The 22,648-nt window shown below is 64.8% G+C and carries 18 protein-coding genes; 7 read left to right on the forward strand and 11 right to left on the reverse strand.

Annotated features, from left to right (window positions below; genetic code table 11):
- The first annotated feature begins 22 nt into the window (after nucleotides 1-22).
- Nucleotides 23-802, forward strand: coding sequence for an enoyl-CoA hydratase-related protein (locus AC0L3K_RS20395; protein ID WP_219683980.1), 780 nt, complete (start codon nucleotides 23-25; stop codon nucleotides 800-802).
- A gap of 220 nt (nucleotides 803-1,022) precedes the next feature.
- Here the strand turns inward: AC0L3K_RS20395 and AC0L3K_RS20400 are convergent, their stop codons facing one another.
- The 3 genes from AC0L3K_RS20400 to AC0L3K_RS20410 are packed head-to-tail and all read right to left on the reverse strand — an operon-like array spanning nucleotide 1,023 to nucleotide 3,188.
- On the reverse strand, nucleotides 1,023-1,400 hold the full coding sequence (locus AC0L3K_RS20400) for a DUF6285 domain-containing protein (RefSeq protein WP_354127677.1): 378 nt from the start codon (nucleotides 1,398-1,400) through the stop codon (nucleotides 1,023-1,025).
- Nucleotides 1,401-1,402: 2 nt separating this feature from the next.
- Nucleotides 1,403-2,389, reverse strand: a complete 987-nt coding sequence (locus tag AC0L3K_RS20405; protein WP_473366770.1) for a phosphotransferase family protein — start codon at nucleotides 2,387-2,389, stop codon at nucleotides 1,403-1,405.
- A gap of 10 nt (nucleotides 2,390-2,399) precedes the next feature.
- Nucleotides 2,400-3,188, reverse strand: coding sequence for an enoyl-CoA hydratase/isomerase (locus AC0L3K_RS20410; RefSeq protein WP_007593710.1), 789 nt, complete (start codon nucleotides 3,186-3,188; stop codon nucleotides 2,400-2,402).
- A 167-nt stretch (nucleotides 3,189-3,355) separates the two neighbouring features.
- Between AC0L3K_RS20410 and AC0L3K_RS20415 the strand changes: the two genes are divergently transcribed.
- The 3 genes from AC0L3K_RS20415 to AC0L3K_RS20425 all read left to right on the forward strand — a co-directional run bounded on the left by AC0L3K_RS20415 (nucleotide 3,356) and on the right by AC0L3K_RS20425 (nucleotide 6,177).
- Nucleotides 3,356-4,135, forward strand: a complete 780-nt coding sequence (locus AC0L3K_RS20415) for an SDR family NAD(P)-dependent oxidoreductase (protein WP_354162874.1) — start codon at nucleotides 3,356-3,358, stop codon at nucleotides 4,133-4,135.
- 109 nt (nucleotides 4,136-4,244) lie between these two features.
- Entirely contained in the window at nucleotides 4,245-4,625 is a 381-nt protein-coding gene (locus tag AC0L3K_RS20420; protein ID WP_027516798.1) for a VOC family protein, read from the forward strand.
- Nucleotides 4,626-4,899: 274 nt separating this feature from the next.
- Nucleotides 4,900-6,177, forward strand: a complete 1,278-nt coding sequence (locus AC0L3K_RS20425; protein ID WP_007593713.1) for an acyl-CoA dehydrogenase family protein — start codon at nucleotides 4,900-4,902, stop codon at nucleotides 6,175-6,177.
- Between the two features lie 137 nt (nucleotides 6,178-6,314).
- On the opposite strand, the gene yghU is transcribed toward AC0L3K_RS20425, so the two are convergent.
- Nucleotides 6,315-7,196 (reverse strand): glutathione-dependent disulfide-bond oxidoreductase, encoded by an 882-nt coding sequence (yghU, locus tag AC0L3K_RS20430; protein WP_007593714.1) that lies wholly within the window; start codon nucleotides 7,194-7,196, stop codon nucleotides 6,315-6,317.
- A 304-nt stretch (nucleotides 7,197-7,500) separates the two neighbouring features.
- Here yghU and AC0L3K_RS20435 point away from each other — a divergent pair, with 304 nt between their 5' ends.
- Both AC0L3K_RS20435 and AC0L3K_RS20440 read left to right on the forward strand, forming a co-directional pair.
- Nucleotides 7,501-8,634 carry a nitronate monooxygenase gene (locus AC0L3K_RS20435; protein WP_473366771.1) on the forward strand — a complete coding sequence of 378 codons (1,134 nt, stop codon included), beginning with the start codon at nucleotides 7,501-7,503 and terminating at the stop codon, nucleotides 8,632-8,634.
- A 117-nt stretch (nucleotides 8,635-8,751) separates the two neighbouring features.
- Entirely contained in the window at nucleotides 8,752-10,269 is a 1,518-nt protein-coding gene (locus AC0L3K_RS20440; protein ID WP_473366772.1) for an acetyl-CoA acetyltransferase, read from the forward strand.
- 102 nt (nucleotides 10,270-10,371) lie between these two features.
- Here the strand turns inward: AC0L3K_RS20440 and AC0L3K_RS20445 are convergent, their stop codons facing one another.
- From AC0L3K_RS20445 to ltnD, 7 genes are all read right to left on the reverse strand, one after another.
- Nucleotides 10,372-11,574, reverse strand: a complete 1,203-nt coding sequence (locus AC0L3K_RS20445; protein ID WP_473366773.1) for an efflux RND transporter periplasmic adaptor subunit — start codon at nucleotides 11,572-11,574, stop codon at nucleotides 10,372-10,374.
- The gene (locus tag AC0L3K_RS20450) at nucleotides 11,561-14,740 is read right to left on the reverse strand and encodes an efflux RND transporter permease subunit (RefSeq protein WP_007593719.1); all 3,180 of its coding nucleotides are present in this window, start codon (nucleotides 14,738-14,740) and stop codon (nucleotides 11,561-11,563) included. Before AC0L3K_RS20450 ends, AC0L3K_RS20445 begins: the two co-directional genes overlap by 14 nt.
- Before the next feature lie 165 nt (nucleotides 14,741-14,905).
- Nucleotides 14,906-16,600, reverse strand: a complete 1,695-nt coding sequence (locus AC0L3K_RS20455) for a methyl-accepting chemotaxis protein (RefSeq protein WP_473366774.1) — start codon at nucleotides 16,598-16,600, stop codon at nucleotides 14,906-14,908.
- A gap of 271 nt (nucleotides 16,601-16,871) precedes the next feature.
- Entirely contained in the window at nucleotides 16,872-18,563 is a 1,692-nt protein-coding gene (locus AC0L3K_RS20460) for a methyl-accepting chemotaxis protein (RefSeq protein ID WP_219682657.1), read from the reverse strand.
- A gap of 169 nt (nucleotides 18,564-18,732) precedes the next feature.
- Complete coding sequence (gene otnK, locus AC0L3K_RS20465; protein ID WP_473366775.1) at nucleotides 18,733-20,022, reverse strand: 3-oxo-tetronate kinase; 1,290 nt, start codon at nucleotides 20,020-20,022, stop codon at nucleotides 18,733-18,735.
- Nucleotides 20,019-20,801 carry a 2-oxo-tetronate isomerase gene (otnI, locus tag AC0L3K_RS20470; RefSeq protein WP_473366776.1) on the reverse strand — a complete coding sequence of 261 codons (783 nt, stop codon included), beginning with the start codon at nucleotides 20,799-20,801 and terminating at the stop codon, nucleotides 20,019-20,021. The genes otnK and otnI overlap by 4 nt, the downstream gene beginning before the upstream one ends.
- 14 nt (nucleotides 20,802-20,815) lie before the next feature.
- Nucleotides 20,816-21,733, reverse strand: a complete 918-nt coding sequence (gene ltnD / locus AC0L3K_RS20475; RefSeq protein ID WP_473366777.1) for an L-threonate dehydrogenase — start codon at nucleotides 21,731-21,733, stop codon at nucleotides 20,816-20,818.
- Between the two features lie 103 nt (nucleotides 21,734-21,836).
- Between ltnD and otnC the strand changes: the two genes are divergently transcribed.
- Nucleotides 21,837-22,505, forward strand: coding sequence for a 3-oxo-tetronate 4-phosphate decarboxylase (otnC, locus tag AC0L3K_RS20480; protein ID WP_007593729.1), 669 nt, complete (start codon nucleotides 21,837-21,839; stop codon nucleotides 22,503-22,505).
- Nucleotides 22,506-22,648: the final 143 nt, after the last annotated feature.

The raw sequence follows: 22,648 nt of genomic DNA on the forward strand, positions 1-22,648 counted from the left end.
ACGAGAAACTGCGGGAGCGACCATGGAGCTGAAATTCTCAAAGGTGGAACGCAAGGGGCCGATCACGATCGTCACGCTGTCGCGGCCCGAGGTCTACAACGCGCTGCACACCGACGCGCATTTCGAGCTCAACAAGGTGTTCGACGATTTCTCCGCCGATCCCGAGCAGTGGATCGCGATCGTCACAGGCAGCGGCGACAAGGCGTTCTGCGCCGGCAACGATCTGAAGTGGCAGGCGGCCGGCGGCAAGCGCGGCTGGGACAAGGGCGGCTTTGCCGGCCTCACCGCGCGCTTCGACTGCGACAAGCCGATCATCGCCGCGGTCAATGGCGTGGCCATGGGCGGCGGTTTCGAGATCGCGCTAGCCTGCGACCTCATCATTGCCTCGGAGAACGCGACCTTCGCGCTGCCCGAGCCGCGCGTTGGCCTCGCCGCACTCGCCGGTGGCCTGCACCGGCTGCCGCGCCAGATCGGGCTGAAGCGCGCCATGGGCATGATCCTCACCGCGCGCCACGTCAGCGCCAAAGAGGGTCTCGAACTCGGCTTCGTCAATGAGGTGGTGCCGCAGGGCGAGGCGCTCACGGCCGCGCTGCGCTGGGCTGAGATGATCACCAAGAATTCGCCGATGTCGATCCGCGCGTCAAAGCAGGCGATCCAGAAGGGCCTCGGCGTGTCGCTGGAGCAGGCGATCGAGCAGCAGCGCGACTATCCGGCCGTGAAGGCGATGGCGGCCTCGCAGGACTACATCGAGGGACCGAAGGCATTTGCGGAGAAGCGGCCGCCGAAATGGATGGGGAAGTAGCTGTTTCCGTCATGCCCGGGCTTGTCCCGGCCATCCACGCCTCACCGCGCGGCACGAAGAACGTGGATGCCCGAGACGAGCCCGGGCATGACGATGCGAAGAGAGTAGCGCGCCTGCATCAACGCCGTCATTGCGAGCGTAGCGAAGCAATCCAGAATCTTTCCGCTGAGACGGTCTGGATTGCTTCGTCGCTACGCTCCTCGCAATGACGAGGAGAGGTCTACCCGCCGCGCGACAGTTCCCGCTTGTACGATGCATAATTCGGTTGGTCGACCGCAAGCTTGTCCATCGTGGTCGCCCACAGATGCTCGGCCAACCCCGGCGTCGCGAGATCGACCTCGCCGCTCGCAATACGCTCGGCGAGTACGCGGTTGAGGTCGGTGACCGCGCCGTCCATGCCGAGCAACGCGCGCAACCGGTCCACCTCCGCGGCATCGCTCCCCTCCTCCAGCGTCAACTGCCGTGTCACGAGATCGAGAATATTGATGGCGACGCGCAGCTTGAAAGCCTGGTGGCCGGAGATCAGCGGCGCGATATCGTTGCGGAGGAAATCGGCGACTGACTTGGTCAGCTCGATCGGGGTCGGCTCGTCCTGCATGGTCAACTCCCCCGCGGCACCAGCAGCCGCAACAGATCGATCTCGGTCTCGGAGGCACGGCGTCCGATCATGGCGCGTTCCATCGAATGGTCCGGACTTTCTCGAAATCGCTGCATCATGCCGCCGCACATGATGCCCCAGCGCAGCGTGCCCATCACTTCCCAGAATTTGACACGTGATGGATCGACCTTGCGGCCTGCGGCCTCATAGCCGGCGAACAGCTCCTCACGCGAGCCAAACCCGCCGACAGGCTTGTCGATCTCGCCAAAGCGCCAGGAGTTAACGCAGACCCAGCCGAGATCCTCCATGGGATCGCCGAGATGAGCGAGCTCCCAGTCAAGCACCGCGCGCACGCCGTCGGCGCCGATGATGAGATTGCCGTTGCGGAAATCGCCGTGCACCAGCGTCGTCTCGGCAGCAGGGCCCGGATCGTGGTCGCGCAGCCAGCGCAGCGCCAGCTCGAAGACGGGCTTGGGCCAATCCAGACTGCGATAATCGCGCTCGAACTCGGCGATCTCCTGGGTCGCGGACCGGCTGCGCAGCTCGGGCAATTTGTCCCGCGGCAGCCCGTGCAGCTTCGCAAGCACCTCGCCAATCTGCCGCGCGAGAAGCGGCCGCGTCGCCGCGAACTCGTCGTCGCGCAGGATCTTGCGCGCAATGGTCTCGCCCTCGACCCGCTGCATGATGAAGCCGGTGCCGAGATTGTCGTCCGGCACGAGCACATGCATCACGCGCGGCGACGGCACGCCGGCCTGATAGGCAAGCTGCATCAGCTGCGCTTCCGCACCGAGTCCTGCCGCGCGCGTCGGCGCCGCGCCATACCCCTTCGGCGAGCGGCGCAGGATCGCACCGATCGGCCCATCGGGATGCACGATGTCGAAGCGCCAGGTCTCCTGGCTGGCGCCGCCGGACAGTCTTGCCACGCCAGCGACACCAGTTGCGCCCGGGCACCAGCGCGCAACGCTGCGGGAGAGTTCGGCCTCGATCATTTGCCCTTGATCACCTGCCGTTGAATTTGGCCGGCCGCTTCTCCAAGAAGGCGCCGACGCCTTCGCGGAAATCATCCGTGTCGCCGGCGCGGAGCTGGCACTGGAATTCGAGATTGAGCTGATCCTCGAAGGAATTTTCCGGGCTGTCCCAGTAGAGCTTGCGGATCAGCGACAGCGCGACCGTCGGGCCGCTGGCGAGGTCATGCGCGAGCTTCATCGCCTCCTCCATCAGCACGCCGTCATCATAGACGCGGTTGACGAGGCCCCATTCCAGCGCCTTCTCGGCCGGGAGCCGCTCGCCCATCAGCGACAATTCGATCGAGCGTGCCTTGCCGATCAGCCGCGGCAAGAGCCAGGTCGAGCCGCAATCCGGCACCAGGCCGATACGGCGGAAGGCTTGAAGAAAGTAAGAGGACCGCGCGCATAAAATCATGTCGCCGAGCAGCGCGAAGCTCATGCCGGCGCCGGCCGCGGGGCCGTTGACCGCGGTCACGATCGGGCAATGCAGATTGCGGATGCGGCGCAGGAAGGGATGGAAGCCGGTCTCAAGCGTCAGGCCGGCCTTGGTCTTCTTCGACTGGTTGTTGCGGCCCTGGAGATTCGCGCCGGTGCAGAACGCCCGCCCCGCGCCGGTGAGCACGACGCAGCGCACCTCGTCCTTCTTCTCCTCGATCGTGTCGAGCGCTTCCGCGAGACCGCCCAGCATGTCGACGGAGACCGCGTTCATCACCTCCTGGTGGTCGAGCTTGAGGATCGCGACCGAGCCATCGAGATCGAGCGTGACGTGTTTGAACTGCATGGTTTCCTCGTGAGTTGCGGCCTGCGCCAGTTTCGCAGACCGGAATTACTTTTGCCGGGGCGCATATTTGATTTTTGGCACGGTCTTGTCCATGGTGATCAGAGCATAGCAAGCAATCTTGCGCGCAGCGGCTGATGCGCGCATGCCAAAAAAACAGGAAACGCGCCATGAACCTTTTCGACCTTTCGGGACGGGTCGCCGTGATCACCGGCGGCAATGGCGGCATCGGGCTAGGCATCGCGCAGGCGCTCGCCGGCCAGGGCTGCAACGTCTCGATCTGGGGTCGCAATCCTGACAAGAACAGCAGCGCTGCCGCTAGCCTGGCGGGGCTATCAGGTAAGGTCGACGCGCGGGTCTGCGACGTCACCGACCCGGCCTCGGTCAATGCCACGATGAAGGCCACGCTCGACATGTTCGGCCGGGTCGACGGCTGCTTCGCCAATGCCGGCATCGGCGGCGGCGGCCGGCGCTCCTTCATCGAACGCACCGAAGAGGAATGGCGTGGGATGTTTGCGACCAATCTCGACGGCGTGTTCCACGCGTTCCAGGCGGCCGCAAAACACATGACCGAGCGCGCCAATGCGGGCGATCCCTTCGGTCGGCTGGTGGCGACTTCGAGTCTCGCCTCGATCTTCGGTACCGCCCGCAACGAGCACTACGCGGCGACCAAGGCCGCGATCAACGCGCTGGTGCGCGCGCTCGGCGTTGAGCTGGCGCGCCACGGCGTCACCGCGAACGCGATCCTGCCCGGCTGGATCAAGAGCGACATGACCTCGGGCCTGATGGCCAACGAGAAATTCGTCGCAAACGTGATGCCGCGCATTCCGGTGCGCCGCTTTGGCGAAGCCAGCGATTTCGGCGGCATCGCGGTGTATCTGATGAGCAAGGCGTCGTCGTACCACACCGCGGATACGTTCGTGATCGACGGCGGCTATACGGCGTTTTGATTCTCGTAGCCCGGATGGAGCGCAGCGCAATCCGGGACGGCCAAAAGCAAACAAGACCCGGATTACGCTGCGCTCCATCCGGGCTACAAGATGAGGGAAATAGGGCAAAATGTTTTCACACGTGATGATCGGCACCAACGACCTCGACAAGGCCAAGGCCTTCTACGACAATTTGCTGTCCACGCTCGAGGTGCGGCCGGCGCGGGTCGACGGCCATCGCATCTTCTACATCACCAAGACCGGCGTGTTCTCGGTGACCAAGCCTATCAACGGCGAAGCGGCGACGCCTGCGAATGGCGGCACCATCGGCTTTGCCGCCAACTCGCCGGAGCAGGTCAATGCATGGCATACGGCCGGCATCGCTGCCGGCGGCGTTCCTTGCGAAGATCCGCCCGGCATCCGCCAAGGCCCGGGCGTCAACCTCTATATCGCGTATTTGCGCGACCTCGACGGCAATAAGATCTGCGCCATGCATCGGATGGCGAATTAGCCACAGCAAACACTGTCATTCCCCGCGAAGGCGGGGAATCCAGTACGCCGCGGCTTCTCGATTCAATCATGTCCGTCACGGAGTACTGGATCGCCCGCCTTCGCGGGCGATGACAGCAGCGCTCGCGGCAACCGTCCCATTCAAACAACATTTCAAACGCCCTGCGATATTCCATCGCATGGCATGGCTCGCTCTAGAAAATGCGCGCTCGCACTTTGGCGACGCTGCGACTATTCTCCGGGTCAACGCGATCTCAGCGACCCCGGGAGGAACAATGACAAAACACACCTATATTCCCCGCACCACCAACTACACCCTCAATCCCGGCGACGAGCTCAACGACCTCAGGATGTCGGACCAGGTCCGGCCGCTCTATGATCACGTCAGGAAGTTCATCCGCGACACCGTCGAACCGATGTCGATCGAATTCGCCAAGGCAGGCGAAGGGAAACAAGACCGCTGGAGCTTCACGCCGAAGCAGCTCGAGGTGCTGGAGAAGGCCAAGAACAAGGCCAAGCAGGAAGGCCTCTGGAATTTCTTCCTGCCCGACGACGAGACCGGCCAAGGCCTGAAGAATCTGGACTACGCCTATATCGCATCCGAGCTCGGCAAGAGCCCGCTGGCCTCGGAGAGCATGAACTGCTCGGCGCCTGATACCGGCAACATGGAGGTGCTGGAGCGCGTCGGCACCAAGGAGCAGAAGGAGAAGTGGCTGAAGCCGCTGATGAACGGCGAGATCCGCTCGGCCTATGTCATGACCGAGCCGAACGTCGCCTCCTCCGACGCCAAGAACATCTCGACCACAGCAAAGCTCGTCGGCGACGAATGGGTCATCAACGGCGAGAAGTATTACATCTCCGGCGTCGGCGATCCCCGCTGCAAGATCCTCATCGTGATGGTGAAGACCAATCCGGATGCGGCGCCGAGCAAGCAGCAGTCGCAAATCCTGGTGCCGCGCGACACGCCCGGCGTCGAGGTGCTCGGTCCCATGTACGTGTTCGGCCAGGACCACGCGCCGCGCGGCCACATGCACATGCGCTTCAACAACGTGCGCGTGCCCAAAGAGAACATTCTGCTCGGCGAAGGCCGCGGCTTCGAGATTTCGCAGCTTCGGCTGGGCCCGGGCCGCATCCATCACTGCATGCGCACCATCGGCAAGGCCGAGAAGGCGCTCGATTTGATGGTGCAGCGTGGCCTCACCCGTGAAGCCTTCGGCAAGAAGATCGCCCATCTCGGCGGCAACATGCAGATCATCGCGCAGGCGCGCTGCGAGATCGAGGCGATGCGGCTCATGGTGCTGAAGGCCGCCAAGGCCATGGACGTGCTCGGCAACAAGGAGGCTCGTGTCTGGGTCTCCATGGTCAAGGCCATGGTGCCGGAGCGCGCCTGCAAGATCATCGACCAGTCGATCCAGATGCACGGCGCCACCGGCATCTCGCACTGGACCCCTCTCGCCGAGATGTATCAGGACGTCCGCCACCTGCGCTTCGCGGATGGTCCGGACGAGGTGCACTGGATGGTGGTGGGACGCCACGAGCTGAGCATGGCGTGAGGTCTCGCCAAGCGCGGCCCTGCCGTAGGGTGGGTTAGCGAAGCGTAACCCACCACTGTTCGTCTCCGGGGAAGCGAAAGAGGTGGGTTACGCTAGCGCTAACCCACCCTACAATACTGCGATGTTCAGCGATGCGCCTACGACGCGGCCACCTCGCCGACCTTGTCCTGCGTCCTGGTCTCGAAGTCGCTGGCGTCGTGACGCTCGTGGAGCTGGCTGGCGGGATCGCCGGAGACACGGTTGACCATGCGGCCGCGCTTGACGGCCGGACGCTTGGCGATCTGGTCGGTCCAGCGCTGCACGTGCTTGTAGTCCTGCACGGAGAGGAATTCGCCCGCGCCATAGACCAGCCCCTTGGCGAGCGCGCCGTACCAGGGCCACACCGCCATGTCGGCAATGGTGTATTCGCTGCCGGCGAGATATTCGTTGTCGGCGAGCCGGCGGTCGAGCACGTCGAGCTGGCGCTTGGTCTCCATCGCGAAACGGTCGATGGCGTATTCGATCTTGGTCGGCGCGTAGGCGTAGAAGTGGCCGAAGCCACCGCCGAGATAGGGCGCGCTGCCCATCTGCCAGAACAGCCACGACATCGCTTCAGTGCGGCTCTTGATGTCCTTCGGCAGGAAGGCGCCGAACTTTTCGGCGAGGTAGAACAGGATCGAGCCGGACTCGAACACCCGGATCGGCTCCGGGCCGGAGCGGTCCATCAGCGCCGGGATCTTGGAATTCGGATTGATGTCGACAAAGCCGCTGCCGAACTGGTCGCCGTTGCCTATTCTGATCAGCCAAGCGTCGTATTCCGCGCCCTTGTGGCCGAGCGCCAGAAGCTCCTCCAGCATCACGGTGACCTTGACCCCGTTCGGCGTCGCCAGCGAATAGAGCTGGAAGGGATGCTTGCCGACCGGCAGCTCCTTGTCGTGAGTGGGACCGGCGATGGGACGGTTGATGCTGGCGAACTGCCCGCCGTTCTCCTTGTTCCAGGTCCAGACTTTGGGCGGCACGTAGGCGGGGGTGTCGGTCATGAGGGGGCTCCGGCGAAAAGATGCGTCTGCATTAATTAGCCCACGGACGGCCGATGGCAAGCCCTGCCGGCCCTGCGTCCGGCGCGGGCCTCGAGGCCGCGTCATGCATCCGACGTTGCCGAGGACGACCTGCACCAGAGGCCGCATCTGTCGAGCCATGCGTGCGGCTTCGCGTAACACGGCGTGTGCACGCAAGATGCGCCGCCAAATCCGGATTGGCATAGCGCAAGACGATGGTCTAGCGTCGATGAGCCTTCGCTCAAGATTGCGACAACAGCAACGCGAAGGCCCGCCGGAGGGAACGATGAAATCGCCGATCTGCGACATGCTGGGCATCGATTTCCCCCTGCTCGCCTTCAGCCATTGCCGCGATGTCGTCGCCGCCGTCAGCCGGGCCGGAGGCTTTGGCGTGTTAGGTGCCACCGTGCACACGCCGGATACGCTGGAGCGCGAGCTCAAATGGATCGACGATCACGTCGACGGCAAGCCCTACGGCGTCGACGTGCTGATCCCCGAAAACATCTCGACGGCGGGCGAAAAGGACGTCACCTGGAAGAGCCTTGAAGCGCGCGTGCCTCAGGAGCACCGCGACTACACGCGCAATCTCCTGAAGAAATTCGACATCGAACTCACGACCACCGAGGTCGCCGACAACCAGCCGCAGCCGTTCGATGGCAGGACCGCGCTAGAGCTGCTGGAGGTCTCGTTCAAGCACCCGATCCGCCTGATCGCCAATGCCTTGGGCGTGCCGCCGAAGGCCATGATCGAGATGGGCAGGAAGCACGGCGTGCCGGTCGCAGCACTGGTCGGCGCCAAGGAGCACGCGCTGCGCCAGGTCGCGGCCGGCGTCGATATCCTCGTGGTCCAGGGCACCGAGGCCGGCGGCCATTGCGGCGAGGTCTCGACCATGGTGCTGGTGCCCGAGGTGATCAAGGCGATCAAGAAGATCCGCGACGTGCCGGTGCTGGCGGCCGGCGGCATCATGACGGGACGGCAGATGGCAGCCTGCATGGCGATGGGTGCCGCGGGCGCCTGGACCGGCTCGGTGTGGCTTGCCACCGTCGAGTCGGAGACCACGGAGATCTTTCGCGAGAAGATGATCGCGGCATCGTCGCGCGATGCGGTGCGCTCGAAGGGCCGCACCGGAAAGCCGGCACGGCAGCTTCGCTCGGTCTGGACCGATGCCTGGGACCGCGCACCCGAGAGCCCCGGCGCATTGCCGATGCCGCTGCAAAGCATCGTCAGCCGCGACGCCTTCAACGCGATCGACCGCGCGGCGGCGGGCGGCAATGCCAAGGCGCGCGATCTCGTGAGTTACTTCGTCGGCCAGGGCGTCGGGCTGATCGACAGCGTGAAGTCGGCCGGCGCGGTGGTGCAGGAGTTCAAGGAAGAGTTCGCCGAAGCCGTCGAGCATATGAATTCGCTGGTGGCGGAGTGATTGCCACACACCGTCATTGCGAGCGCAGCGAAGCAATCCAGACTACCATCGCGGAAAGACCCTGGATTGCTTCGCTACGCTCGCAATGACGAAACAACTGACATCGTGAATTGAAGCATGACAGACCAGAAGAATACCCCCGAAGACCGCATCCCCGTCATCGTCGGCATCGGCGAGATCGTCGACCGCCCCAAGGAGATCACCGAGGGCCTCGAGCCGCTGGACCTGCTCGAACAGGCCTTGCTGCGCGCGGAAGCAGACGCCGGCGCAAAGCTGCTCGGGAAGGTGCAATCGCTCGACGTCGTCAACTTCCTGAGCTGGCGCTATCGCGATCCGGAGCAGTTGCTGGCGCAACGACTCGGCATCTCGCCCGCGCATTGCTATTACGGCCCCGTCGGCGGCGAGAGCCCGATCCGCTATATCCACGAGGCAGCAAAGCGCATTGCGCGCGGTGAATGCAGTGTTGCCGCTGTCTGCGGCGCGGAGGCACAGTCGACGGCGACCAAGGCGGAGCGCGCCGGCGCGAAGCTGCCATGGACGCCGTTCGCCCATGACGTCGAGGAGCCGAAACGCGGCGCAGCGTATCAGAAGCCGCTGGCGCAGAAGCTCGGGGTGTTCCGGCCCGTCACGGTGTATCCATTCTACGAGGCCGCCTCCTCGGCGTATTGGGACCAGACGCCGCGCGAAGCGATGGCGGAGTCAGGCGTGCTGTGGTCGCGCTATTCAGAAGCCGCCGCGCAAAATCCAAATGCCTGGCTGAAGCGGCGCTATGCGCCCGACGAAATCACGACGCCGACCGCGGACAACCGCCTGATCGCCTGGCCCTACAACAAGCTCATGGTTGCCAACCCTAGCGTCAACATGGGCGGCGCGCTGCTGCTCACCAGCCTCGCCAGGGCGCGTGCGGCAGGCATCGCCGAGGACAAGCTCGTCTACCCGCTCGGCGGCGCCTCGGCCGAGGAACCGCGCGACTATCTTTTGCGCGACCAGTTTTACGAGAGCCATTCGCAGAACGCCGTTTTGAAGGCCGTGATGGATCTCGCCGACGGCGACGGCAAGAATTTCGACGCGATCGAGCTCTATAGCTGCTTCCCGTGCGTGCCCAAAATGGCGCGGCGGACGCTGGGCCTGGGTGCGGACGTGCAGCCGACCGTAACAGGCGGCCTCACCTTCTTCGGGGCGCCGCTCAACACCTACATGACCCATGCGGCCTGCGCGATGGTGCGGCGCCTGCGCGACGGCGCCAAGCTCGGCCTGCTCTACGGCCAGGGCGGCTTCGTCACCAAGCATCATGCGCTGGTGGTGTCGAAGGCGCCGCCGCGTGAAGCATTGGCACAGGAGACGAGCGTGCAGGCGGCGGCGGACCGCAACAAGCGCGCGGTGCCGGAGTTCGTGACGGAGCCGAGCGGCATGGGCAAGGTCGAGAGCTTTACGGTGCTCTATGGCCGCAGTGGCGATGTCGAGCATGGCGTGGTGATGCTGCGGACGGAAGACGACAGGCGCACGCTGGCGCGGATTCCCGCGGGCGACACGGCGACGTTGGCGCAAGTGCTGAACATGGACCGCACGCCGGTGGGTTCGCTGGGCGAGATCACGACGGCCGCGGATGGCGTTCCGGAGTGGCGCGTGGCGTAGTCTCGTAGGGTGGGTTAGCCGAAGGCGTAACCCACCTCTTTTGCTTGCGCGGAGACGAACAGTGGTGGGTTACGCTTCGCTAACCCACCCTACAAACTCACCCTACCCCTTCGGCGCTTGCGTCTCCGACGCCGTCGCCGGCTTGCCCTTGGCACCAGTGCCGGTCACGCGGACCTGATCGCCGTCGGAAAGGCCGTCCGGTGGTGCCGTGATGACGCGGTCGTCCGCTGCAATTCCCGAGGCGAGCTCGATCTCGCGGCCGAGGTCGCGGGCGATGGTCACGGGCTTGAACAGGACCTTGTCGTCCGGACCGACGGTTGCGACGCGCAGGCCGCTGCCGTTGAAGATCAGCGCACTGGCGGGAATGCTGAGCGGCGCGGAGTCGCGCTGCAGGTTGAGCTTCACGCTGGCGTAGCCGCCGGGCATCAGCTCGCCCGAGGAATTGTCGAGACCAAGTTGCATGCGCGTCGTGCCGGAGGCGACGTCAACCGCCTGCGAGGAGGCTTCCACCGTCGCCTGGAAGGTCCGGTTCGGATACTCCGGCAGCACAATGGCGGCCTTGGCGCCGATCTTGATCGCGGGCACGTAGTTCTGGGGCACGTTGATGTAGACGCGCAGCTTGGTGATGTCGGAGACCACGAACATCGCCGGGCCCGAGCCGCCGCCTGAATTGATCAGCGCACCGACGTCGGTGTCGCGCGCCGTGACCACACCGTCAAACGGAGCGGTGATCTTCTTGTAACCGGCCAGCGCTTCGAGGCGCTCGACATTGGCCTGGCCCGAGCGAACCGCCGCGTTCTTGTTGGAGAGATCGGCGGTACGCTCGTCGATCTCCTGCGCGGAGACGAAGTTGGAGGCGACCAGCGTCTTGCGGCGGTTGAGGGTGGCTTCCGACAGCCTGGCACTGGACTGCTGGCTGGCGAGGTCGGCGCGGGCCTGAAGCAGTTGCTGGTCGAGGTCGGGCGCCTCGATCTCGGCGATCACCTGACCGGCCTTCACCCGCGCACCGATGTCGGCGCTCCAGCTCTTGAGATAGCCGGGAACGCGGGCAAAGATCGGCGCGCGATAATAGGCTTCGAGACGGCCCGGCAAGTCGATGGTCGAATTGAGAGCCTTGGCATTAGGCAGCGTCACCGCGACGCTGGGAACAGCCTGGTCATCGGTCCATGCCTTCAGTTTGGAGCCCTGCTCCTCGCGGGCACGGATGCCGGTGCCCACGACCAGGCCCGCCGCGATCAGCGCCACCACGCCGAAAATGCCCAGTTTCCGGTGCGACACCGGGGAGCGGGATTCAGTGGGCGACATGCGGAGTCTCCAAAGGGGCGGCGGCTTTGCCGCCTTGCTTCTTGTGTACCATGCTGAACACCACGGGAACGAACATCAGCGTGGCGAAGGTTGCAAAGATCAGGCCGCCGATCACGGCGCGGCCGAGCGGCGCATTCTGCTCGCCACCCTCGCCGAGCCCCAGGGCCATGGGCGCCATGCCGATGATCATGGCGAGCGCGGTCATCAGCACCGGGCGGAACCGGACGAAGCCGGCTTCCAGCGCCGCGGCGATGGGATCGCCGAGCTCTTCGTAGCGCTCGCGCGCGAACGAGATTACGAGCACGCTGTTGGCGGTGGCAACGCCCATGCACATGATGGCGCCGGTCAGCGCCGGCACCGACAGCGTCGTCTCAGTGGCGAACAGCATCCAGACGATGCCGGCGAGTGCGGCGGGCAGCGCCGTGATGATCACGAACGGATCGGACCAGGACTGGAAGTTCACGACGATCAGGAAATAGATCAGGACGACCGCGCCGAGCAGGCCGAACAACAAGCCGGTGAAGGCGCTGTTCATGGTCTGCACCTGGCCGAGCAGCACCACCGAAGAGCCTTTCGGCACCTCCCTGGCGGTGTCGGCGATCACCTGGCGGATGTCGGTCGCGACCGCACCGAGATCGCGGCCCGAGGTGGTGGCGAAGATCTGCACCATCGACTGGATGTCGTATTGCGAGACCACCGCGCTCGAGGTCGAGCGCTTGATGTCGGCGATGCCGCCGAGGATCGGCGACTGCGAATTTCCGGCGGCCGTGATCGGCAGCGTCTGCAGCGCGCTGAGCGAATCCATCTGGTATTGCGGCGTCTGCATCACGATCGAATAGGACACGCCGTTATCAGGATTGAGGTAGTAGGTCGGCGCTACCTGCGAGGAGCCGGCAAGGTTGACCACGAGACTGTTGGTGACGTCGCGCTCGGTCAGGCCGACATATTGCGCGCGGGTGCGGTCGACGTCGATGTTGAAGGTCGGATTGTTCGGCGATTGCTGGATGCGCGCATCCGCGACGCCGGGAATCCTGCGGACCTTGGCCAGAAGATTGTTGGCATAAGCGAAGTTGGCGCTGAGATTGGCGCCGCGGATCTGCAGGTCGATCGGCGCCGGCGCGCCGAAGTTCAGGATCTGGCTGACGATGTCGGCCGGCAGGAAGGCGAAGCTGACGCCGGGGAACAGCCGCGGCAGTTGCTCACGCAGCACGCGCACATGCTCCTCGGTCGGCTTGTGGCCTTCCTTCAGCTTGATCTGGATGTCGCCATCCTGCGGGCCGATCACGCCGGTGTTGTTGTAGGTCATGTTGATGCCGGAGATGGGCATGCCGATGTTGTCGGTCAGCGTTTCGATCTCGCCCGGGATCAGCTTGCGGATCGCCTTCTGCACGTCGGCGAGCTGGTTCGCGGTCTCCTCCACGCGGGTGCCGACCTGGGTGCGGACGTGCATCAGGATGTTGCCGGCATCGACCGCGGGGAAGAAGTTGCGCCCGAGGAAGGGCACCAGCGCGAAGGAGGCGGCGACCACGCAAAGGAAGCCGATCACGAACACCGGACGGTGCGCCAGCGCGAGCCCGAGGAAATTATGGTAGCCGCCGCGAATGCGCTCGAAGCGAGCCTCGAAGCCGCGCTGGAACCAGACCAGGGGATTGCGCGACTTCGGCGGGCCGTCCTCGTGATGGACATGTGCCTGCAACAGATAGTTGGCCATGGTCGGCACCAAGGTACGCGACAGCAGGAATGACCAGATCATCGCGAACATCACCGCTTCCGCCATCGGCACGAACAGGAAGCGCGCCACGCCGGTGAGGAAGAACATCGGCACGAACACGATGCAGATGCAGAGCAGCGAGACGAAGGCCGGCGTCACGATCTGGTTGGCGCCGTCGAGGATCGACTGCTCGACCGGCTTGCCCTGCTCCAGATGGTAGTTGATGTTCTCGATCGTGACGGTGGCATCGTCGACGAGAATGCCGACCGCGAGCGCCAGGCCGCCGAGCGTCATGATGTTCAGCGTCTCGCCGATCGCCGACAGCATGATGATGGCGCCGAGCACGGAGAGCGGGATCGAGACCGCGATGATGACGGTCGAGCGCCAGCTGCCGAGGAACAGCAGGATCATGACGCTGGTGAGCAGCGCCGCGATCACGCCTTCAAACGCGACGCCTTCGATGGCGCCGCGGACGAACACCGACTGATCGCCGATGAAGCCGATCTTGAGCGCGTCCGGCAGCTGGTCCTTGACGTCGATCACCTTCTGCTTGATGCCGGCGATGATGTCGAGCGTCGAGGTCGCGCCCGCCTTCAGCACCATCATCAGCACCGAGCGGTTGCCGTCGACATGGACGATGTTGGTCTGCGGCGGGTTGCCGTCCCGCACAGTCGCGACGTCGCGCACATAGACCATCGCGCCGTTGACGGTCTTGATCGGCAGATTGCCGAGCTCGTCGATCTTCAGCGGCGAATTGTTGAGCTGGATGTTGTACTCGAAGGTGCCGATCTTCTGGGTGCCGACAGGCGTGATCAGGTTCTGCGCAGCCAGCGCATTGGCGACGTCCTGGCCGGACAGGCCGCGGGCCTGGAGCGCGGTCGGGTCGAGGTCGATCTGGATCTGGCGCTGCTTGCCGCCGAACGGATACGGGATCGCAGCACCCGGCACGGTGACCAGCGGCGTACGGAGCTGGTTGATGCCGATATCGGCGAGGTTCTGCTCGGTCAGCCCGTCACCCGACAGCGCCACCTGGACGATCGGCACGGTGGAGGCGGAGTAATTCAGGATCAGAGGCGGCGTCGCGCCCGGCGGCATCTGCTTGATCAGCGTCTGCGAGATCGCGGTGACCTGCGCATTGGCGGTGCGGATGTCGACGTTCGGCTGGAAGAAGATCTTGATGATGCCAAAGCCGTTATAGGAATTGGCGGTGATGTGCTCGATGTCGTTGACCGTCGTGGTCAGCGCGCGCTGAAACGGCGTGGTGATGCGGCCCGACATCTGGTCGGGCGGCAGGCCGGTGTACTGCCAGACCACGCCGATCACGGGAATGCGGATGTCCGGGAAGATGTCGGTCGGCGTCCGCAGCGCCGCCAGCGGTCCGATGATCAGGAGCAGGAGCGCGAGCACGACAAACGTGTAGGGCCGGCTCAGGGCAATACGGACCAGAGCAATCATTCGCCGGGAAATTCCAGGTCAAGCGAGGATACGGAATCCGCCCCCACGGGGATCCTCTTTACCCTTTACCCGAGCACCGCCGGAAACGCTAATCTCCGGCGGGTTTCCGGCATTCAATTCCCTGCTACCGCACTGCAGAACACGCACTGCGGCCATGCGGCCGCCTCATGCGGCGCGGACCGACCCGAGGAACTTGCCCACTTCGAGCTTCAGCCGGTTGGAATCGCGCGAGAGCATCTGTGCCGCCGACAGTACCTGTGAGGAGGCCGACCCGGTTTCGGTGGCGCCGCGCTCGACCTCGGCGACGTTCGAGGACACCTGCTGCGTGCCCTCCGCCGCGTGCTGCACGTTGCGAGCGATCTCCCGGGTGGCTGCGCCCTGCTCTTCCACGGCGGCCGCGATCGCCGAGGAAATCTCGGACAATTGCGCGATCGTGCCGCTGATCTGGCCAATCGTGCCGACCGAGTCCTGCGTTGCCGTCTGAATGCCGCCAACCTGCTGGCCAATCTCGCCGGTTGCCTTTGCCGTCTGCTCGGCGAGTGCCTTGACCTCGGAGGCAACGACCGCGAAGCCGCGACCGGCTTCGCCGGCGCGCGCGGCCTCGATTGTGGCATTGAGCGCCAGAAGATTGGTCTGACCGGCGATCGCGTTGATGAGTTCTACCACATCGCCGATGCGTGACGCGGCGCGCGACAGCTCGCTGACGCGTTCGGTGGTGATCTGCGCCTGGCTGACGGCCTCGCCTGCGATCCGCGCCGAGTCCTGAACCTGGCGGCTGATCTCGCGAACCGAAGCCGCCATCTCCTCCGCGGCAGAGGCGACAGAATCCACGTTGGCTGAGGCTTCTTCGGAGCCTGCCGCGACCACGGTAGCGAGCTCCATCGCGCGACCCGCCGTGGTGGACAGCGTCGAAGCAGACGCTTCCAACTCGGTCGCGGCTGACGAGACCGTTTCCACGATCTCGCCGATGGCGGCCTCGAAGGCGTCCGCGAGCTTTGCCATCTCGGCCTTGCGCTGCGCCTCTGAGCGCAGCTGCACGGCCTGGACCTCGCCGCGGCTGAAGCGGATGATGGTCTGCACCGTCTGCAGGTTGCGTAGCGCCTCGCCAATCTCGTCGTCGCGCTGGATCACGATGCGGTTGTCCAGCTTGTCCTGGACGAGGTTGACCAAGGTGTCGTTGAGCTGCTGCATTGGCCCCTGGACGGCGCGCATGGTCGTAAGGCCGGCGAAGCCGAGGACGGCAGCGCCGGCGGCGGCCAGCAGCGCCAGGCTCAGGCTGGTCGTGCCGCCGGTCGAGAGCGCGCCGCCGATGCCAAGCCCAAGCACGAACAGCAGCTGCAGCGCCATCGTGGTGACCAGGCGCGCCTTCAGCGTTCTGGTGAAGATCGCAAAATGGTCGAGCAGCGAGCGGCGGCGGATGATGCCGGCGTCGACGCGATAACCATGCGGCTTCTTCTCGCGGATCGCGGCGTAGACCTCTTCGGCCAGCTTGCGCTGGTCGGCCGGCAATCTGGTGCGGATCGACGTAAAGCCCGTGACCTGCCCGTTCTCGCGAATGGGCGATGCCGTCGCCAGCACCCAGTAGAAATCGCCGTTCTTGCGGCGGTTCTTCACCGCGCCGAGCCACGGCTTGCCGGCCTTCAGCGTGTCCCAGAGATTGTCGAATGCCTCCGGCGGCATGTCGGGGTGACGGACGATGTTGTGCGGCTGGCCCATCAGCTCCGCGGACGTGAAGCCGGCTGCAGCAAGGAAGTCGTCGTTGAAGTAGGTGAGCTTGCCCTTGAGGTCAGTCCGGGAGACGATCAGCGTCTCATCGCTGACGGAATATTCGACATCGGTGACGGGTAAATTCTTGCGCATGCGAGCCCCAAAAGTTGGATGAAATAAGCGGCGATTCCAATCAGGGCTGCTACCGGCGGTCCTTGTGACCATTCTCGTAAGCCGAATTTAACTATCGATGAAGAAGGCACCCGTCCATCTTCCGCGGAACCCCATGATGGTACCTGCTACCGACATCAGGCTACCGGCGCTCAAAAAAAAGAGCGGCGCTTGAGGCGCCGCTCGTTCGTCAATGGATGTTGACGCGGGAGTTTACACCTCGCGCGTCCGTCGTTACGCCGCGCGGACGTAGCTACGCCGCGCGAACGTTGGTCAGGAACTTGCTGACCTCGGTCTTGAGCCGGCCCGAGTCGTTGGACAGCATCTGTGCCGCCGACAGAACCTGCGAGGAGGCGGTGCCGGTCTCGGTTGCGCCGCGCTGCACGTCGGTGATGTTGGATGAGACCTGCTGGGTGCCCTGCGCCGCCTGCTGGACGTTGCGGGCGATCTCCTGGGTCGCGGCGCCCTGCTCTTCCACGGCCGCCGCGATCGCCGAGGAAATCTCCGACAGACGCTCGATGGTCGACGAGATCTCCTTGATGGCGCCGACCGAGTCGTTGGTCGCCGCCTGGATGCCGGAGATCTGCTGGCCGATTTCACCGGTCGCCTTCGCGGTCTGCTCGGCGAGCGCCTTCACCTCGGAGGCCACGACCGCAAAGCCGCGGCCGGCTTCGCCGGCGCGTGCGGCTTCGATGGTCGCGTTGAGCGCCAACAAATTGGTCTGGCCGGCGATGGTGTTGATGAGCTCGACGACGTCGCCGATGCGCGAGGCCGCCTTGGAGAGCTCGCTGACGCGCTCGGTGGTGGAGCGCGCCTGGCCGACGGCGTCGCCCGCCATTCGCGCCGATTCCTGGACCTGGCGGCTGATCTCGCTCACCGACGAGGCCATCTCCTCGGTCGCCGAAGCGACCGACTGCACGTTGGTCGAGGCTTCCTCCGACGCTCCGGCAACGGTGGTCGCCAGCCGCTGGGAGCGGTCGGCGGTCGAGGTCAGCGTCGAGGCGGAGGCCTCTAACTGAGTCGAGGCCGACGACACGGTCTGGACAATCTCGCCGATCATCGTCTCGAATTCGCGGGTGATGTTGTCGACGCGGCGGCCGCGCTCGATCTTGGCTTCGGCATCGGCGGCGGCAGCCTCGTCGGCGGCCTTCTTGGCGATCAGCGCTTCCTTGAAGATCTGGAGCACATCGGCCATGGCGCCGATCTCGGTCTTCTCACCGCGATGAGGAACTTCGGCGGAAAGCTCGCCCTTGCCCAGCGCCTGCATCGGCTCGATGATCGAGTTGATGCCGCTGGAGACGTCCCGGACCAGGTAGAAGCCGACGCCGATCCCGACGACGACGGCCGCGCCGAGGATGATCGAGACGAGCATGAAGGCATAGTAGTAGCTGTCGGCGGCATCCTGCGCGGCCTGGTCTCCGCCCTTGGTATTGAGCTCGATGTCCTTGGTCAGGATCGCGTCGGCCTCGAGGCCGATCTTGTTGACCGTCTTGGTGTTCAGCTCCTGGGCCTCATGCGGGACCTTGCCGGCCTCCTTGCGCGAGAGCGCCATGACGTCTTCGGTGCCCTTCTTATAGTCGTCCCAGAGCTTGGCCCAATCGTTGTAGAGCTTCCGCTCTTCGGGCGAGGTGATCATCGGCTCGTAGGCCTTGCGGGCCTTGGCGAGCGCCTCGATCACCGTGGCGCCCGTCTTCTCGTTTGCGAGCTTGTCTTCAAGGGTTTCCGACAGCATGTGCTGACGAACCACGTTGCGATAGGTGATGACCGATGCCCGAAGCTCGCCCAGCACCCGCACGCTGGGCATCCAGCTCGTGGTGATCTCGGTGGTATTGGCGTTCATCGACCGCATCTTCATGACGGCGAGCAGGCCCATGCCGGCCATCGCGACCAGCAGGAACGCCACGACACTGATGATCTTGGCGCGAATGGAAATGGTGGCGAGCATAACGGGGTCTCTTTGTGCTGGCGCGGCGGCGCGTCCGGAAATTTTACGAATCAACCTAAGGGAGCAGCACCGACATCCAACACCAGAGCACCTGAGCAGATGTTAACGACGACTCCGTACGAGCACGAAGCCCGAAACAAATGAACAGGGCGCTAAAAATGCCCTGCGCTCAGCGCATGAGCCCAAGCGCGTCGGAGAAAAACTCCGCGCCGCCGAAATTTCCGGACTTCAAGGCGAGCAACATGTCGCCTTTTTCAGCACCGACTGCACGCAGCACCGGGACGCCGGCTGCGATCTCTACTCCCACGAGAAATCCGGGAATCTTCAACCGATCGACCACGGCGCCGGATGTCTCCCCGCCGGCAACGACCAGGCGCTTGACGCCGGCCCGCACCAAGCCCTCGGCAATGTCGGCCATCGCCTGCTCGATGGCGTGACCAGCCGCGTCGCGACCATGGCGCGCCTGGAGCGCGGCGACCTGATCGGGCGTCGAGCTCGATGCGATCAGGACCGGACCGTCCGCCAGTCGCGGTTTCGCCCAGGCCAGCGCGCGCTGCGCCTCGTCCTCGCCCGTAGTAATACGGCCCGGATCGAGATGCAGCACCGGCATGACACGCTCGGCATTGGCAATCTGCTGAAGCGTCGCCTGCGAGCAGCTTCCGGCCAGGCACGCCGCCGGTCCGCCGACGGCAGCCCTCGCCTTGCTGCTCGCCGCTGTCGATGTGACCTTGCCTGTCGACACCAGCGCCCGCGCCAGCCCAAGGCCCATGCCGGAGGCGCCGACCGACAGCCGATGCTGGACAGCGACGAGGCCGATGGTCTCAAGGTCGCGGTCGAACACGGCGTCGATGATCGCCGCGCCAATGCCCTTGCCCGCAAGTTCGGCGAGCCGCGTCCGCACGGCATCCGCGCCGCGCGTGACGGTGGCGAGATCGACCAGGCCGATTTGCGTTTTGCTCTGGCGCGCCAGGATGCGCACCAGGTTGGAATCGTGCATCGGGTTGAGCGGATGGTCCTTCAGCGGGCTCTCGTTCAACGGCACGGCGCCGACAAACAGATTGCCCTGGTAGACGGTGCGGCCAGTCTCCGGGAAGGCCGGCGTCACCAGCACGGTCGCCTCGCCGCAATCGGCGCGCAGCGCATCCATCACCGGGCCGATATTGCCGGCATCGGTGGAATCGAAGGTCGAGCAGATCTTGAACAGCACGTGGCCGGCGCCACGGCCGCGCAGCCATTTGTCAGCCGCGCGCGAGCGCGACACGGCAAGGCCGGCCTCGATCGAACGGCTCTTCAAGGACACCACGACGGCGTCGACCTCGGGCAGCGCGAGATCGTCCGCGGGCACGCCGATGGTCTGCACGGTGCGCAGGCCGGCGCGTGTCAGCGTGTTGGCGAGGTCGGAGGCGCCGGTGTAGTCGTCGGCGATGCAGCCAAGAGATATTTTCGCTGCAAGTGTCACGGCTTCACTCCCGCATAAGGCGTGAACCAGGCAAGGCCGTCGGTGGTCTTGCCGCGGGGATTATATTCGCAGCCGACGAAGCCGGCATAGCCGAGCCGGTCGAGTTCGTCGAACAGGAACGGATAGTTCAGCTCCTCGCCATCAGGCTCGTTGCGCGAGGGGATGCTGGCGATCTGGATGTGGCCGATCACCGGCATCATCTCGCGCAGCCGCATCGTGACGTCGCCATGGATGATCTGGCAGTGATAGATGTCGAACTGGAGTTTCAGGTTCGGAAGCCGCAGCTCCTGGATCAGGTCGCGCGCGAAGCCGAAATCGTTGAGGAAATAGCCCGGCACGTTGCGCGCATTGATCGGCTCCAGCACGATGTCGATGCCGTGCGGTGCAAAGAACTCGGCGGCCCACGCCACCGATTTGTAGAACGCCTCGATCGCGACGCGCTCGCCGCGGTTGGCGATGCCCGCCATCAAATGCAGCCGCTTGACGCCGGTCGCTTTGGCGTAAGGCAGCGCGGTCTCCAGGCTCGCCTTGAGCTCAGGGAATCGCGACGGGAGCGCCGCAAAGCCCTTCTCGCCGGCATTCCAGTCGCCCGGCGGCAGGTTGAACAGCGCCTGGGTCAAGCCGTTGCGCTTGAGCCGCTCGCCGACGGCTTCGGCCGGATGCTCATAGGGAAAGAGAAACTCGACGGCGGTGAAGCCGGCTGCCGCAGCGGCATCGAAGCGGTCGAGGAACGGCACCTCGGTGAACATCATCGAGAGATTGGCGGCAAAACGGGGCATGGGAATCCTCTTGTCTATTTGTCGCCGGGCAGCTTGACGCCGGTGACCTGCGCATACATCCGCGCTACCGACGCATCATCGTCGCGGCCCATGCCGGCGGCTGATGTCATCAAGAACATCTGGAGCGCTGCGGCGGAGACCGGGACCGGGAATCTGGCACTGCGCGCCATGTCCTGGATAATGCCGAGGTCCTTGACGAAGATCTCGACCGCACTGCGCGGCGTGTAATCGCCGTCGAGCACGTGCGGCATGCGGTTCTCGAACATCCAGGAGTTTCCGGCGGACGCCGTGATCACCTCATAGACCTTGCGGATATCGAGACCCTGCTTGGCCGCGAACGCGATCGCCTCGCTGGCGGCGGCGATGTGCACGCCGGCAAGCAACTGGTTGATCATCTTGAAGGCGGCGCCCTGGCCTGCGGCATCGCCGAGTTCGTAGAGCTTTGCGGCCATGGCATCGAGCGCGGGCCGCGCTTTGTCAAACGCAGCCGGACTGCCGGAGGCGAGGATCGTCAGCTCGCCCTGCGCTGCGCGCTGCGCCCCGCCGGAGATCGGCGCATCCAGATAGTGCCGGCCGGTCGCCTCCAACTGCTTGGCGAGACGCCGCGCCACGTCGGGATCCATGGTCGCCGACGACAGGAAGACGCTGTCCTTGGCCATGGTTTCGGCGACGCCATCCTTGCCGAACAGGATGGTCTCGGTCTGCGCGGCATTGACGACGACGCTGACGACGATGTCGGCGCCTTTGGCGGCTTCAGCCGGCGTCTTGGCGCCGGCGCCGCCCTCCGTCACGAAGCGCGCGACCGCATCAGCCGAGACGTCGCAGCCGGTGACGACATGACCGGCGCGCTTCAGCGAGGTCGCCATGCCAAACCCCATCGAGCCGAGTCCGATGACGGCGATGCGCTGATTCTGTGACGTGGAGGCGGACATACAACTGATCCTTGCGACGTTTCCCGGAGGGCCGCCCTTTGCGGCAGCTTGGCAACGGAATAACACGGCTTGGCCGCGCTGCCAAAGCGTGAGACAAACGGACATGACGGCCATGAGCAACGAGACATTGCTGCGCGAAGACATTTGCCGCTTCGGACGGTCCCTGTTCGAACGTGGGCTGACGCCCGGCTCCTCCGGCAATATCAGCGTCAGGCTGGATGGCGGCGGCTGGCTGGTGACGCCGACCAATGCCTCGCTCGGCTTCCTCGATCCCGCAAAATTGTCGCGGCTGGACGATCAGGGCCGACTGGTTTCGGGCGATGCGCCGACCAAGGAAGTTCCGCTGCACAATGCGCTCTACGCCACGCGCGGGAGCGCAAGGGCGATCGTGCACCTGCATTCCACCCATTCGGTCGCGCTGTCGATGCTCCCGGAGATCGACCCGCGCGCCGCGCTGCCGCCGATGACGGCCTATTATCTGATGAAATGCGGCGCCACCGCGCTCGTGCCCTATTACCGCCCCGGCGATCCCGCGGTCGCCGATGCGATCAGAGGGCTGGCAGGGAAATACTCATCCGTGCTGCTCGCCAATCACGGCCCGGTCGTCGCGGGCGACACGCTGGAGGCAGCCGTGTTCGCGACGGAGGAGCTGGAGGAGACCGCGAAGCTGTATCTGATGCTGCGCGGGATGAACCCGCGGTATTTGTCGCCGGAGCAGGTGAACGATCTGGGGAAGGTGTTTGGGCTGATGCTGCCGGAGCACGGGCATTAGGCTCGGCTCTAACCTCGTCATTGCGAGCGCAGCGAAGCAATCCATGGTCTTTCCGCGGAGGGATTCTGAGCCTCCCCTAAATCGGTGGACACCTATAGCTTAGACAGCAAGAGGTGTCAGATGACGAAACGGCAGCGACGTTC

The sequence above is a fragment of the Bradyrhizobium sp. MI1.10 genome (assembly GCF_055811035.1).

Coding starts and splice junctions, on each gene's coding strand:
- AC0L3K_RS20395 (WP_219683980.1), top strand. CDS start 23: ATGGAGCTGAAATTCTCAAAGGTGGAACGCAAGGGGCCGATCACGATC.
- AC0L3K_RS20400 (WP_354127677.1), bottom strand. CDS start 1,400: ATGCAGGACGAGCCGACCCCGATCGAGCTGACCAAGTCAGTCGCCGAT.
- AC0L3K_RS20405 (WP_473366770.1), bottom strand. CDS start 2,389: ATGATCGAGGCCGAACTCTCCCGCAGCGTTGCGCGCTGGTGCCCGGGC.
- AC0L3K_RS20410 (WP_007593710.1), bottom strand. CDS start 3,188: ATGCAGTTCAAACACGTCACGCTCGATCTCGATGGCTCGGTCGCGATC.
- AC0L3K_RS20415 (WP_354162874.1), top strand. CDS start 3,356: ATGAACCTTTTCGACCTTTCGGGACGGGTCGCCGTGATCACCGGCGGC.
- AC0L3K_RS20420 (WP_027516798.1), top strand. CDS start 4,245: ATGTTTTCACACGTGATGATCGGCACCAACGACCTCGACAAGGCCAAG.
- AC0L3K_RS20425 (WP_007593713.1), top strand. CDS start 4,900: ATGACAAAACACACCTATATTCCCCGCACCACCAACTACACCCTCAAT.
- yghU (WP_007593714.1), bottom strand. CDS start 7,196: ATGACCGACACCCCCGCCTACGTGCCGCCCAAAGTCTGGACCTGGAAC.
- AC0L3K_RS20435 (WP_473366771.1), top strand. CDS start 7,501: ATGAAATCGCCGATCTGCGACATGCTGGGCATCGATTTCCCCCTGCTC.
- AC0L3K_RS20440 (WP_473366772.1), top strand. CDS start 8,752: ATGACAGACCAGAAGAATACCCCCGAAGACCGCATCCCCGTCATCGTC.
- AC0L3K_RS20445 (WP_473366773.1), bottom strand. CDS start 11,574: ATGTCGCCCACTGAATCCCGCTCCCCGGTGTCGCACCGGAAACTGGGC.
- AC0L3K_RS20450 (WP_007593719.1), bottom strand. CDS start 14,740: ATGATTGCTCTGGTCCGTATTGCCCTGAGCCGGCCCTACACGTTTGTC.
- AC0L3K_RS20455 (WP_473366774.1), bottom strand. CDS start 16,600: ATGCGCAAGAATTTACCCGTCACCGATGTCGAATATTCCGTCAGCGAT.
- AC0L3K_RS20460 (WP_219682657.1), bottom strand. CDS start 18,563: ATGCTCGCCACCATTTCCATTCGCGCCAAGATCATCAGTGTCGTGGCG.
- otnI (WP_473366776.1), bottom strand. CDS start 20,801: ATGCCCCGTTTTGCCGCCAATCTCTCGATGATGTTCACCGAGGTGCCG.
- ltnD (WP_473366777.1), bottom strand. CDS start 21,733: ATGTCCGCCTCCACGTCACAGAATCAGCGCATCGCCGTCATCGGACTC.
- otnC (WP_007593729.1), top strand. CDS start 21,837: ATGACGGCCATGAGCAACGAGACATTGCTGCGCGAAGACATTTGCCGC.